General features: G+C 63.4%; 13 protein-coding genes and 1 pseudogene. 6 read left to right on the top strand and 8 right to left on the bottom strand.

The features are described 5' to 3' along the window. From KY084_RS16100 to KY084_RS16090, 3 genes are all read left to right on the top strand, one after another. A partial coding sequence (locus KY084_RS16100) for a DUF3363 domain-containing protein (protein ID WP_219239470.1) occupies window positions 1–986 on the top strand: 986 nt, incomplete at its 5' end. Between the two features lie 143 nt (window positions 987–1,129). After that, the gene (locus tag KY084_RS16095) at window positions 1,130–1,489 is read left to right on the top strand and encodes a CopG family transcriptional regulator (protein WP_246587294.1); all 360 of its coding nucleotides are present in this window, start codon (window positions 1,130–1,132) and stop codon (window positions 1,487–1,489) included. Next, on the top strand, window positions 1,486–1,920 hold the full coding sequence (locus tag KY084_RS16090; protein ID WP_246587293.1) for a helix-turn-helix domain-containing protein: 435 nt from the start codon (window positions 1,486–1,488) through the stop codon (window positions 1,918–1,920). Before KY084_RS16095 ends, KY084_RS16090 begins: the two co-directional genes overlap by 4 nt. Before the next feature lie 242 nt (window positions 1,921–2,162). Here KY084_RS16090 and KY084_RS16085 read toward each other — a convergent pair whose 3' ends face one another. The 4 genes from KY084_RS16085 to KY084_RS16070 are packed head-to-tail and all read right to left on the bottom strand — an operon-like array spanning window position 2,163 to window position 4,747. After that, window positions 2,163–3,410 carry an MFS transporter gene (locus tag KY084_RS16085; RefSeq protein ID WP_219239468.1) on the bottom strand — a complete coding sequence of 416 codons (1,248 nt, stop codon included), beginning with the start codon at window positions 3,408–3,410 and terminating at the stop codon, window positions 2,163–2,165. Continuing rightward, window positions 3,407–3,736, bottom strand: coding sequence for a hypothetical protein (locus KY084_RS16080; RefSeq protein ID WP_219239467.1), 330 nt, complete (start codon window positions 3,734–3,736; stop codon window positions 3,407–3,409). Before KY084_RS16080 ends, KY084_RS16085 begins: the two co-directional genes overlap by 4 nt. Window position 3,737: 1 nt before the next feature. Then, the gene (locus tag KY084_RS16075; RefSeq protein WP_219239466.1) at window positions 3,738–4,301 is read right to left on the bottom strand and encodes a cysteine hydrolase family protein; all 564 of its coding nucleotides are present in this window, start codon (window positions 4,299–4,301) and stop codon (window positions 3,738–3,740) included. A gap of 23 nt (window positions 4,302–4,324) precedes the next feature. Continuing rightward, a complete protein-coding gene (locus tag KY084_RS16070) occupies window positions 4,325–4,747 on the bottom strand; it encodes a MarR family winged helix-turn-helix transcriptional regulator (RefSeq protein ID WP_219239465.1) in 423 nt (140 codons plus the stop codon). A gap of 545 nt (window positions 4,748–5,292) precedes the next feature. Here KY084_RS16070 and KY084_RS16065 point away from each other — a divergent pair. After that, entirely contained in the window at window positions 5,293–8,301 is a 3,009-nt protein-coding gene (locus KY084_RS16065; protein ID WP_219239464.1) for a hypothetical protein, read from the top strand. Between the two features lie 933 nt (window positions 8,302–9,234). Here KY084_RS16065 and KY084_RS16060 read toward each other — a convergent pair. Then, window positions 9,235–10,047 carry an SDR family oxidoreductase gene (locus KY084_RS16060; protein ID WP_219239463.1) on the bottom strand — a complete coding sequence of 271 codons (813 nt, stop codon included), beginning with the start codon at window positions 10,045–10,047 and terminating at the stop codon, window positions 9,235–9,237. Window positions 10,048–10,151: 104 nt separating this feature from the next. Here KY084_RS16060 and KY084_RS16055 point away from each other — a divergent pair, with 104 nt between their 5' ends. Next, the gene (locus KY084_RS16055) at window positions 10,152–11,033 is read left to right on the top strand and encodes a LysR family transcriptional regulator (protein WP_246587292.1); all 882 of its coding nucleotides are present in this window, start codon (window positions 10,152–10,154) and stop codon (window positions 11,031–11,033) included. A 107-nt stretch (window positions 11,034–11,140) separates the two neighbouring features. Here the strand turns inward: KY084_RS16055 and KY084_RS16050 are convergent, their stop codons facing one another. Further along, window positions 11,141–11,530, bottom strand: coding sequence for a GFA family protein (locus tag KY084_RS16050; protein ID WP_219239461.1), 390 nt, complete (start codon window positions 11,528–11,530; stop codon window positions 11,141–11,143). Beyond that, on the bottom strand, window positions 11,527–12,084 hold the full coding sequence (locus tag KY084_RS16745) for a GNAT family N-acetyltransferase (protein WP_219239460.1): 558 nt from the start codon (window positions 12,082–12,084) through the stop codon (window positions 11,527–11,529). The genes KY084_RS16050 and KY084_RS16745 overlap by 4 nt, the downstream gene beginning before the upstream one ends. Here KY084_RS16745 and KY084_RS16040 point away from each other — a divergent pair. Further along, window positions 12,083–12,646: pseudogene (locus tag KY084_RS16040) on the top strand (DUF1993 domain-containing protein). The gene KY084_RS16745 and the pseudogene KY084_RS16040 sit on opposite strands and share 2 nt — an antisense overlap. Before the next feature lie 2 nt (window positions 12,647–12,648). Here KY084_RS16040 and KY084_RS16035 read toward each other — a convergent pair. After that, window positions 12,649–12,836, bottom strand: a 188-nt coding sequence (locus tag KY084_RS16035) for a hypothetical protein (RefSeq protein ID WP_219239459.1), incomplete at its 5' end; no start/stop codon positions are given.

Here is a 12,836-nt window from a genome sequence, read left to right as displayed (position 1 = left end):
CGCCCGAAGTGTCGCCGCGGGATTATGCGATTTACGACCCCGCCGAAGCCAAGCCGCTGGTCGGACGCGTGGTCACCCGAGGCCTCGCCGACGAACATCGCGACCGCCATTATCTGATCGTCGCGGGTACCGATGGGCGCAGCCATTATGTCGATATCGGCAACCGGATTCTGTCCGAGATGCTCGACAGTCCGGAAATCGTCAGGGTTGATCCGCTGGTGCCCACTGTGCGCGAGGTCGACCGCACCATTGCCGAGATCGCTGCCGCCAATGGCGGCCGCTACGATATCGACGGGCATCTGCGGCATGACGCAAGCGCCACGCAGCGGTTCGCCGAAGCGCATGTCCGCAGGCTCGAAGCGATGCGGCGGGGGAAGGGCGGGGTCGAACGGCTGCCCGACGGCAGCTGGAAAATCGCGCCCGATCATCTCGACCGCGTGCTGGCATTCGAGCGCGGCATTGCCGCCAACCACCCGGTGAAGATCGAGACGCTGTCCGAGCGCCCGCTCGAACAGCTGATCGGCCATGATGGGCTCACCTGGCTCGACGAGCAGGCGGTGGCGACCGAGCCCGAGAAGCTCGAGCGCGGGTTCGGCGCACAGGTCCGGCAGGCGCTTGTCCAGCGGCGCCAGTGGCTGATCGCGCAGGGGCTCGCGTGGCGCGAAGGTGACGACGTCCGTTTCCGCCCCGACCTGCTCACCCAACTTCGCCAGCGCGAGCTGCGGCAAGTGGCAGGGCAGCTCTCGAAAGAAATGGGGCTCGACTATGCCGAGCATCGCGGGGGTGCCATCGAGGGCACCTATCGCAAACCGGTGCAGGTCGGCACATCCCGCTACGCGATGGTCGAGAATGCGAAGGAGTTCACGCTGGTGCCCTGGCGCCCGGTGCTGGAGAAGCGGATCCGGCAATATATCTCCGGGTTCGATCGCGGCGGCTCGATCAGCTGGACGTTCGGGCGCGGGCGCTCGGGTCCTGAGATCAGCTGACCGGCTGCGGCATTAGCGTAGCAACACGCAAACCAGCGATCTGGCGGCCGGACGTTGCCGGATCGACACTGCCCCTCATGCAGACACGCAAGATCCGGCATCAATTCTATCTGCCCGACGAATTGTCGGCGAAGCTTGACGCGATGGCTGCGCAGCCTGGTTCGTCGAAGACCGCGATCCTGACCGACGCGCTCACCGCCTGGTTCGAGCGGCGCGCCGCGCACGAGCTCGATGATCGGTTCGGGGCTCGTCTCGACCGGCAGAGCCGCTCAGCCGACCGGGTCGAGCAGAAGCTTGATTATCTCACCGAAGCGCTCGGGCTGTTCGTTCGCCATCAGCTCACGCTCACCGCGCACCAGCCTGCGGTCGATCCCGAAACCAACCGGCTCGGACGCCTTCGCTACGACGAGTTTGTGCAGCTCGTCGGGCGCATGATTGCGCGCGGCGACGCCGACAAGCAGCTCACCCACCGTCAATCCCCGAAAAGGGGGATGGACAAATGAAGGACCATGTCATGCGCCATTCGCCACGGAAGAGCGAGCTCGCTCCCATCACGCTGAGGATTGCCGACGCGTGCCGGATCACCGGCATCGGCCGGTCGAAATTCTACGAGCTGATCAAGGCGGGAGAGGTGGAGGTGATCAAGGTCGGCGCCATCACGCTGGTGCCGATGATGAGCATCGAGGAGTTGCTAAGTCGGGGCCGTTCAACCGGTGGCGATAGCTCGTTTGGCGAGCGGCTCCGCGCCGCAATGCATCCGTTTTTCGCAAATGCGATTTTGACGGCCGCGCTGGCGAAGGCGCCCGACGCAATCAGACGTGAGCTTGTTTCTGCCGATGTAAGCAAGCGCGCCCGAGCCGAGGACGCTTTGGTCGCGCGGCTCGTTGATGGGTTCTATGAGGCCGATGGCGACAGTCAGCGAACTTCCGGTTAGCGCCTAAAGTGGGTCACCGCAAACCTTCCGTCGACAACCTGAAAGCTGACGTCAAATGCCGATCGCTCGGAGGGCTGCAATGTTGGACAGTCCGGAACGGCTCCTTTCAGGAGCGCGGACTCTAATAGCGCCCATTCTAGACGGCGAGCCGGCGAGTCAGCTTCGCGCCCCAATTCCAGTCATTCTTGAGGGACGTTCTCTTGCCGAAAAGCTGCCGATCGTCAGTGGGCGAATTCGATCCTTTATCTACGAGCACCGATTGTGACCGCCTGAGGTCCGTCGGAGCGGCGTAGCATTGCGTAAGTCGCAACCAACGCCGCAGCGAAGCCGGATAACGCACCGACGCCTAACGCCCAGCGGGGTCCAAGATGATCCGCAACCGCGCCGACGATCGGCGCACCGATCGGCGTCCCGCCCAGCGCGATGCCGATACGCAGCGCCATCACCCGTCCGCGCATTGCGGGTTCGGTTGAAAGCTGCATCAGGCTGTTGGTGGTGTTGGTGAAGCTGAGCGTCGCGACACCAATCAGCGCCAGCGCCGCGGCGAAGGTCCAATAAAGCGGCGCGATCGCCGCCAGCGTGCAGCCGGTGCCGAACAGCGCCGCGGCGCCCAGCAACGTCTCGAACCGCGGCCGCTCGCGCCCGGCGCTGATCAGCGCGCCCGATACCGTGCCGACCGCCATCGCCGATGACAGCAGGCCGAAGCCGCCCGCATCGGTGTGGAACACGCCCACCGCCATGGTCGAGATGAAGATCGGGAAGTTCAGCCCGAACGTGCCGATCAGGAACAGCATGATCAGCGTCGTGCGCAGATCGCGGCGGCGCCAGGCATAGCGGAAGCCTTCGGTGAAGCTGCCCCGGGCGCGCACGGCACGTTCGCGCGGGTGCAGGTCGGCGACGCGCAGCAACCCCAGCGATATCAGCACGGCGATGAACGATGCGCCGTTGATCAGGAACGCCCAGCCGGTGCCGACCGAGGCGATGACGATGCCGGCGACGGCGGGGCCGATCATCCGCGCGCTGTTGAACGAGGTTGAGTTGAGCGCGACGGCGTTCGCGAGATATTCGTCGCCGACCAGTTCGGCGACGAACACCTGGCGCACCGGCGCGTCGAACGCCGCGGCGCTGCCCGACAAAAAGGCGAAGACATAGACGTGCCACAGCCGCACCAGCCCGGTGACGGTAAGCAGCCCCAAGGCGAGCGCGAGCACGCCCATCGCCGCCTGCGTGGCGATCAGCAGCTTGCGCTGGTTTAGGTGATCGGCGGCGAACCCGGTCCACGGCAGCAGCAGGAATTGCGGTGCAAATTGCAGCGCCATCACCACGCCGACCGCCGACGCGCTGTGATGGGTCAATTGCGTCAGCACGAGCCAGTCCTGTCCGGTGCGCTGAACCCAGGTGCCGATGTTTGAGAAGAACGCGCCGGCGATCCAGATCCGGTAGTTGTGGCTTCTCAGCGACCGGAAGGTGCGCCGCATTCTGGCGGTCATAGCTGCTTCGTCAGGTCGCCGCCGTGGAAGCGCCCGAAGTGGCGCGCGGAAAACAGACAGATCAGCAACATGCCGAGGCCGAGCGCCACGACATCTTCGATGACGTGCAAATCAAACGCGCCGACATGGCAGATCAGCAGATAAGCGATCACCAGATTGCCGAAGCCCCACAGCACGTTGACCGTGGCCGTGGAGAGTCCTTCGCCGGGCGGCTTGGCAAACGGAGTCTGGAAGGGGCGGCCGGTCACCCCGCTGACGAGGTGCGGCACGGCGTTGGCCAGCACGGCACCGCCGACGAACCAGGCGATCAGATCGAGCCAAGGCATATCAGCGTGTCCTTCCGAGCAGGGCGATGATGTCGTCAGTCGTGCCAGTCTCGCTCAGTCGCGGGAAAACATGACGGATGCTGTAGTCCTGTGCGTCGGCGCGGGTATCGGTCATCGCGTCGAGCGCTAGTGTGACGTGGTAACCGGCCTCGTAAGCCTGACGTGCGGTCGCCTCGACGCCGGTCGCGGTGGCGACGCCGGTGACGACGACCTGCGTCACGTCGAGCGCTTTCAGCCGCTGATCGAGATCGGTGGAGGCAAATGCCCCCCAGGTGCGCTTGGTCACTAGCAGATCGCCGGCCTGCCGATCGAGTTCGGGGATGATCTCCGCAAAATCGTCGGGCAGCGTGCCGGGCATCCGGCTGAGCGTTTCGGTCCGTCCCGGTGCACCGTCGACGACGTTGACCAGTACCACCGGCAGGCGGTGGCGGCGAAACGCTTCGGCGAGCACCCGATTGCGCGCGATCACGCCATCGATCGGATCGACCGTGGGGAAGCCGACAATCCCTTTCTGAAGATCGACGATGATCAGCGCGACCTTGGGGTCGATCGTTGTGAGCGGCATGGCTCTCCTCCATTAGCGTGACGTCAATCGTCGACGAGGCGACCGAGCAGGACGAGCGCGGCGGCAAGCTGGTCCTGCTCAGTGGGCGAGAAGCGCGCCTCGATCGTGCGGCACAGCCAGTCCTGGCGAGCGGCACGGCCTTGTTCGACCCAGGTCCGACAGGCATCCGTCAACGACAGGATCGTCCGCCGGCCATCGTCGGGATCGGGCGTACCGGCAATCAGCCCGGCACTTTCCAGCGCGGCGACCACCGTGCCCATCGACTGCGGCCGCATTCCCTCCGCGCGGGCGAGATCAGAGGTCGTGGCGGGACCGTCCTTTTCGAGTCGAAGCAGCACCGCGGTTTGCGAGGGCGACAGGTCGCCAACGCCGGACTGCTCGCGCAGCCGGCGCTTCAGTCGTCCGGCGATGCTGCGCAGGTCGCGGGCGAGCCCGTTAACAAGCATGGAACGTGAATCATCAGCTGACCTAGCCATGGACGCTTGGTATATATTTAAAAGCCAAGCTGTAAAGTTTAGCTTATCAATATTCGCCGTCCTGCAACTGCGGTATGGTCCGGAATGCGCCCCAATTTCGGTCACTCAACATGTACAAGCGCGTTCCCGAAAGCGGTCGTTCGCCGTAGTGAGACTCCAATTCCCGAAGACACCGCTCATGATCCGCTCGTCGAATTCTACTGTGATTTTGATCGGCGACGGCGCGGGTACGCCGACTCAGGGAGTTACTTCGTTTACCAGACTAGACTCGCTGTGCCAGCGCCCAAGCGGAAGCGAAAAGCCCGCGCGGCAAAGAGCTGATCACGGATTGTGGGAACATTGAGGAAACTTTTCGGGCGGGCTAGGTCCTGACAATGCGCGCCGATCTCGACCAATTTTCCAACATCCAGCAGGCCGAACTTATGTGCGTCCGGAACACAGTGATGCACGAATATCACGGCGCGCGCTTCGCCGGGCTTCTTACTGGCGTCGAAGACTGAAGCCGGGAGACGGAAATGAGCGCCGGCGACCTCAGCATACCCGAAGATCAGCGCGGCCGTCAGGCCGTCGTGAGCCTTGGCGGCTATGTGCATCAGCTCGTGGCGACGATGCGTGCATGGCAGCGCCTAGGTGCCGGCGAAGCCCTGTTGCTCGAGGTCGCGGAGGATTATGCGGTGCTCGCCTCGGACGCGCTGCAGATGACCCAGGTCAAGCGCGAGTCCAGCGGCACTTCGTTGACTCTGCGTCGCGCCGATGCCCGCAAGGCGATCCTCTCCCTCTGGCAGTTCCGCGCTGCAAATCCGGACCATGATGTCCGCCTCCACTTCCTGACGACCGCGCCGATCGGCAAGGAGGCCAGCACCGCCTTTCCGGAAGGCGCGACCGGCATTGGGTGGTGGGCGCGGGCAGCCCAAGGCGCGGATGTCGAACCCCTTCGCGCCTTTTTGCTGACGCTTAAATGGCCCGACGGCCTCGCGGTTTTTCTTGCGACAGCGTCGGCGGACGCGCTGCGCGACGGTCTCCTACGCCGTATCTCGTGGCTGACCGGCGCCGATCAGACCCGCACCCTCCTGGACACCATCGGGTCGGAACTCCGCGAGCGCGCAGTCGGTCAAGGGTTGCTGGCCAGTGATGGCGAGCGTGCATTGCCCTTGCTCGCGCTGCGCGTGCTCGAGACGGTCCTTGCCGAAGATCGTCGCCTGACCGGACGCGATTTCGAGGCCGCATGGGAGAAAGCGACGACACTGCCCATTGCACTCTCGATCGCGCGCCAGATGCTGGCCGGCTCCGGTGGGGAGGGGACGCAGCACAACAGCGGTCCATGGCATGCGGTCACCTTTGGTCAGTCACGCGGGTTGGGCCCCGCGCTGCTGGCGCGCGCGCTCGGCGCCGCCGACGCGCTACAATGCCCGCGCTTGCCCGAGGCGGCCGACCTGGAGCGCGAGCTCGACACGGGTTATTCGGCTCGGCTCGCCGGAATGCCCGGGGCTGGCAAATCGGTATGCGCGCTCCAGGCTGCCCGCGGCTATGCCGACAGGGGATTTCGTATCCTCAGGCTGACCGACCCACGGTGCGCGGCGATCCCGTTGAGCACCGATGGCGTGCCCACGCTTCACCTCATCGACGACGCGCACCTGGCTTCTTCTGCGGCGCTAACCTTGGCGGAGCAGAGCTGTGGGCCTGATTCCTTGCTGCTCTCCACCTTCACCAGCGTCGATACCGGCGGCACCAGCTCCGGGATGATCCACCTCGACGCCAAGCGCGCGGTGCGTGTTATCGCTGACGACCTGCGCTCTCGCCGCACCGAGACAATGGCGGAGGTGAGCAAGGTCGATGACTCGATCGGCGATCGTCCCGGTGAAGAGAATATCGATTGGCGCATCGATGCTGCCGCCGCCTCCGACTTTCCCTGGCAGTTCTGCTTCGTATTAAGCGCCGGCTGGCGGCGGGTCCGGTCGATCGTTGCATCGGCTCGGGAAGTGCAGGCGGATATCCTCTTGGGCGCGATCGCTATTCGCCAGATTGCTTCCCGCGATGCGCGAACCGCACGCTCGGACCTCGATCCATACCTCGATGCCGCCGGAATCGAGGTAGCTGCTGCAGACAAGGCGATCGCGTGGCTGGTCAAGCAACGGCTCGTGCTGGGAGACCATGACCTTCGCTGTCCGCATCAACGTTTCTCGGCCGAGGTCTTCGATCCGATCCTGCGGGAACAAGATGAGCGCGGTCGCGGGCGGATCGCGGCGATGATCGGCCACGCGTTGGCCGATCCCGCCATGCCGCTTGCTGGACTTGGGAGCCTGCTCTCCCAGTTCCGCACCACCCGAAGCGGCTATAATTGGACTTGGCTTATAGGGCGCGAACGCCTCGAGCCGTTCCTGGCGCGCTGCTGGTCTGCAACCGAACCGACCGACATTGCTGCCGCGATGCATGCACTGCGCGAGATCGACGCCTATGCGAAAGACTATTTCAAGCGTCCGACCAGGGATCAGATCGCAACAGTCGCCCGATGGTTCAGCGCGCCGGCGCCGGGCGCAGCCTATGCCGTCGGCAATTTCATCAACGGCACTTACCGCAACACGCGGTTGGGGCGCGCCATCGTCAGGGCCTCCGACCCGGAAGCGACAGCGGCTGCCTTGAACGCGGCGATGGCGTCGCCCTCCGCCGATTTCGCGAGCGAGATTGTCCATATGGTCTACCAGTCCTTCGGTGGACTGACCCCGGAATGGACCGAACGCTTCCTCGCGGGCATCGACAGGAAGAAGGCAATCGCATTCGCCGCAGCCTGGCCTGCGTCAAGCCATCTCTATCGCGCCGCCTGGTTTTGTGCCGGCTTGATCTATCTCGACAAGGAATTCGGGTACGACGTCACGGCGGCGATGGCGCCTGCGATGGCGGGCCCGTTGCGCGAGAATCCCGTCGAGGCGTTCGCTCAGCTGGAGGATATCTTCTGGGGCGGTCTGAAAGTCTATGAACCCTTTGGGCGCAGCAGAGGCAAGCGCGGGGCGACGACGTGTTCGCTTTCGATCGCGGCCAAGATCTGTGACGCCTGGGAGCCGAAGCGGCTCGCTGAGCAATTGTCAGGGGTGACACTCAGGGAATTCGAGCGTGCAGGCATCCTACTCCATGTGCTTCGCCGATGCCTGCCCGCAGCCTATCAGGAGACGGTCGCGGCGCTGGATTGGGACAGGCTCGATGCGGCGATCGGAGCCGACTGGAAGGCTCCGTCTCACGATGCGGTCGCCTTTCTCTGCCAGTGCTATGAAAGCAAGCTGGGGCGAGCGGCTGTCGCACAGCTGGTGGAAAAGCACGTCGATGAAATCGGGCAGATGGGGTCTCGGCTGGCCTTTATCGCGCCCAGCGCGTCCTATCGTCAGATCGAGCGGGGCGCCCCCATCGCGCTTGCCGGTCAATGGAGTATCGGCGCAGCCGTTTTGGCCGACTTCCACAAGCATCGACGGGCGCTTGTGCCCGCGCTGATCGGAAATCACCCTCGGCTGATGGCGGAGGCGCTTTCCAAGTAGAGTGCGCGCTATGCCTTTGACGATGCACTGCCTTTTCTTCGTGTTTGCAGGCAAGTTGCGCAGGACTCGTTCGAGGCGATCCTCGCCGGGATCGACGTCCCGGCGGCGGAAAAGGCTGGCGCGGCGCGCTCGGCTTCCGCAGAGGTAAATATCCCAATCCCGATCCATCCACGCGCGTCGTGATCGCCTGGCTGGTGCATGTCGTCCGAGAGCGGTCGGATGCACTCGGTGATCTGGCACGGCAGCTGCTGGCAGACTTTCCGCAAGCGACCCGAATCAGCGCCAAGAAGTTGAAACTGTACTCCGACCTGTAAGAGCTTACGCGTGCTCGCGACCCGTCATTTTTCGGACTTGAGGGAGCTGGCTTGGCTCGAGACTGTGGGCACCGTAACTCTCCATTCCGGACTCCGATCAGGGTGCTTTTGTTAGAATCCGCTTGCTCCGGTAATTGTGGTGGCCGCTTCGGGCGATCTCATATCTTGAGCTGACTGTCGGCAACCGGCCCATTTGCCGTCGCTACGCTTTGCCGCGGCCCGAGAGGCCTCGGCCTAGTCCGCCTTTGATTTCAACGCCCATTAGCACTCCAATCAAAGATGAATGTAGGGCAGCTTCCAACCATTCCCGGCCGTTCGGTAGATCGGCGTGGTATCCCGAAACCGGCCGTTCTGGCAACTCGCAGCAGTCCCGCTTATCCATCTCCGAAGGACCATTTCGGGAAAACGCAATCGGGAACAGGTTTCGGGAAAGCGGCCCGACCCGAAGGAATCGGAAGATCAGTCCTGCCGTGGCTGTCCCACTAGGCCTTCGCAAATGGGACTGCCAAGGTCGCCCCATCCGCCCTTCGTTTTCAGGAAAACCAAACTTGCGTCAAAACCGCTCCCCACGAGTCTTGCTTACGCTTATCAGCTCCGGTCATCGCGACCAGCCCAGGAGCTAGCTGGTCGGCTTCTGGGCTCGGACGGCATCAAGCCGCGCCGACAGTGCGTGCTCGATATGCTCATACGACACATCACCCAAGACGAGGCGCAATGGTGGACGGTCGGCATCGGCAGCAGCGATCATTCGATTGGCGGTGACGCCTGCGTCGTCGCGCTTCGCCAAGCTCCCACCGTTCGCGAACATCCTGCGCACGGCGCCGGAAGGCGTGTCGTCATATTCTGGCATGGCCTCCGCGCGATCGAGGTTGATGCTGAAGCTGGTCGCGGTTGGACCAGGCTCGGCCAGGATGAAGTCGATGCCGAACCCCGCCGTCTCCTGCGCCACCGCCTCCACAAAACCTTCGATGCCCCACTTCGTCGCGTGATAGATGCTGAAGGCGGGATAGGCGACCTGACCGCCCGTGGAGGAGAGTTGCAGCACGCGTCCTCCGCCCTGCGCGCGCAAGTGGGGCAGGCAGGCGCGAATGAGCTGGATCGAGCCGGTCAGGTTGGTGGCGATCTGGCGCTCGATCTGGTCATCTTGCAATTCCTCGGCGGCACCGAATGCCCCATAGCCGGCGTTGCTGACCACCACGTCGATCCGCCCGGCAGCACCGAACGCGTCCCCGATGACGTGGCGAATGGCAGGAGTGTCGGTCAGGTCCAACACCATAACGCGAAGCGTCTGCTCGTGGGAGGTAAGTAGATCGGCCAAGGCATCGGTATTGCGTACGGTCGCGATCACGTGGTCGCCGCGCGTCAGCAGCTGCTCGGTCATAGCCCGGCCGAGGCCGGAGGAAGCGCCCGTGATGAGCCAAGTCTTCGTCATAAAGTATCTCCTTAGGGCTAGACATAGCGGCGGCGAACGCTGAGGATTAGTGGTGCGATACGGCATGAGTCCGTGGAGAAATGCCACCAATGAGCCGCCCAAGCTTGACCGATCTGTCAGGGTTCGTTGCCGTCGCCCGGCACCTGAGCTTCCGTCGTGCAGCCGAACTCACCGGCGTCTCGCGATCGACGCTCAGCCATGCAGTGATCGACATGGAGAGGGAGCTGGGCGTCCGCCTGTTCAACCGTACGACACGCAGCATCTCGCTGACCGAGGCGGGAGCGGAATTACTCAGGCGAACCACCGTGCTGCTTCGGGATTATGACGAGGCGCTCGACGCGATGGCCAACGCCAGCGGGATTGTCGGCGGAACCCTGCGGATCAACTGCACGGAGACAGCAGCGAATCGCCTTCTGGCAGGCGTCGTTCCAGTGTTCCTCCGGCAGCACCCACAGGTCGCCCTCGATTTCGTCACCGATGGCCGACTGGTGGATATCGTTGCCGGAGGTTTCGATGCTGGCGTCAGGCTTCGGGATTCAGTGCCGAAGGACATGGTAGCCGTTCCGTTCGGCGGCGCGGTGCGGTTCATCGCTGTGGCATCGCCCGACTACCTTGCAGACCATGGCATGCCGATGGTGCCCGACGACCTTCTACGTCATCGCTGCATCCGGCACCGCCTGCCGAGTGGAAAGGTGCATCGCTGGGATTTCGAAAAGCATGGCCAAGAGGCGGTGATCGACGTATCCGGCGCCCTGACCCTCGATAACCCGCGCCTGATGACTGAAGCGGCCGCGAACGGCCTTGGCATCGCCTTCGTCCCGGAGAACGCAGCACGACGTCAAATAGCGGTCGGCGGTCTGCTGCCGGTGCTGGCGGAATGGTGTCCCGAAATGCCGGGGCTTTGCCTGTACTACCCTGGGCACCGGCAGGTGCGGGCAACACTGCGCGCGTTCATCGACACCTTAAAACAGGCCCGCATCGACTGACTGGCAGGATGAACGGCTCCGCTCCGTTCTTCCCCTTATTCGATCCTCGTGGGAATGGCCTTGGCGTCTCGCTGGCCGTTCCCAATCGGGAAGGTCACGCCGACTATCTATGCCGGCGGTCCTTCAGGATACTGCGGCCTGCCGTCGTTGAGGATGAGCCACGCCTGTTTACTGGAGGTCCAGATGTGCTCCGTCGGCTCGAACAACTCGGGCCGGTCGAGGCTTCCCATGGACAACCCTATGGTGCCGGCGCTCCGGCGTTCGGAGAACAGCGTCGTTCCGCACTCCGTGCAGAAGCCGCGACGTATGCCGCTGTCGGCGCTCACCCATCCTACAGGGCCGTCGATGGCGAGCCCAGCCAAGGGCACCATGACACGCGCGTAGAAGGCAGCACCCGTCGCCTTCTGGCAACGATGGCAATGGCAGACGCGCACGTTGAGCGGCTCGGCGTCCGTGCTGTAGCGACAAGTGCCGCAGAGGCATCCGCCCTCGATCATTGCCCGAGCCTCTTCCGCATGAAGATGCGAACATTGTCGGCAGGGCTGTTGTCCAACGTCCCGAATACCGAGTAGCCGAGCTTTTCGTAGAAGCCCTGCGCTTGGAACGAGAAGGTCGTGAGCCACGACCCGACGCAGCCACGATCGGCGGCTATGGCTTCCGCGCTCGCCATGAACCTTGTCCCAAGATCGCCGCCTCTCATGCTCTCCGGCACGACGAGATAATCTACGAACAGCCAGTCATAAACGGTTCGGCCCCAGAGGCCCCCGACCGTATTCCCGGCTTCGTCGCCCAGCAGGATCGCGACCGGACGTGGATCGGCGGGATAGCCGTTGTCGGCGTCAGTCGGCGTGTCGCAAATGGTGATATAGAGTTGCTCATCCCCGCAATTTGCACGACTGGCACCGATCAGGGAACGTCCGATCGCCGTAGCCGATTCCGGTCTGGGATTCCCGGAATTCCATCGATTTCGAGAAAGTCCACGTCGTCTCGCTGACCGTTCGTTTTCGGGAAGGGTGGCGCGGGTCGTTGACCACTGTATGAGAGTGGTCATGACCCTGACCAGTTTGGTTGTCCCGACCTTCAAGCAGATGCTGAACACGATGTCGGGCTAGCTCGACAAAGCACAAGCGGCGTCAGGAGGTGAGGGGGATGGACTGCTCTCGGCTCGCCTCGCACCCGACATGTTTCCGTTGTCGACGCAGGTTCGCTTCGCTTGTGTACAGGCTTGGGAAGCCGTGTCTCGAATGAAAAACGAGGACTTCCCGCCCTCTATCAACACGCTCCTCGATGAAGGGCGGAACGCCGGCGAACACCCCGGCACCATCGCCGACGCGCAAGCTCGGATCAGCGAGACAATTGCTATGCTCGATCGTCTGGCGCCCGATGCACTTGATGGCGATCCTGACCGAACCATCGCGCATGCGCTGCCAACAGGCATGATCTTCGATCTGACGGCGGAGCAATATGCCCGCGATTGGACGCTCCCCCAGTTCTACTTTCATCTGATGACTAGCTACACGATCCTTCGCAGCCAGGGCGTGAGTCTCGGCAAGGCCGATTATATGCCCCACATGTTTGCCTATCTTCGGCCCGGAACGTGGCCTGCTGCTTAGCATTACAGTTGCAATTTGGTTGTGAGGTGAGCCCGTTTTGCTGCGGCTTGATGAGCTCGCCTCCAGCATGACCAGGCGATGATGCAGGCAGGCTCGATCTGGCGTTGAGCGAGTTTGACGGCGATGCGCCGGACCTCCTGAACGGACCAGCGGATCAACTCCTGATGGCGGGCATCTTCGGTCTTTTTGG

Origin of the sequence: Stakelama flava, from assembly GCF_019351405.1 — a bacterium.
GTDB lineage: Bacteria > Pseudomonadota > Alphaproteobacteria > Sphingomonadales > Sphingomonadaceae > Sphingomonas > Sphingomonas flava_A.
The sequence above is the reverse complement of the archived record's forward strand: the minus strand, read 5'-3'. Positions and strand labels throughout refer to the sequence as shown.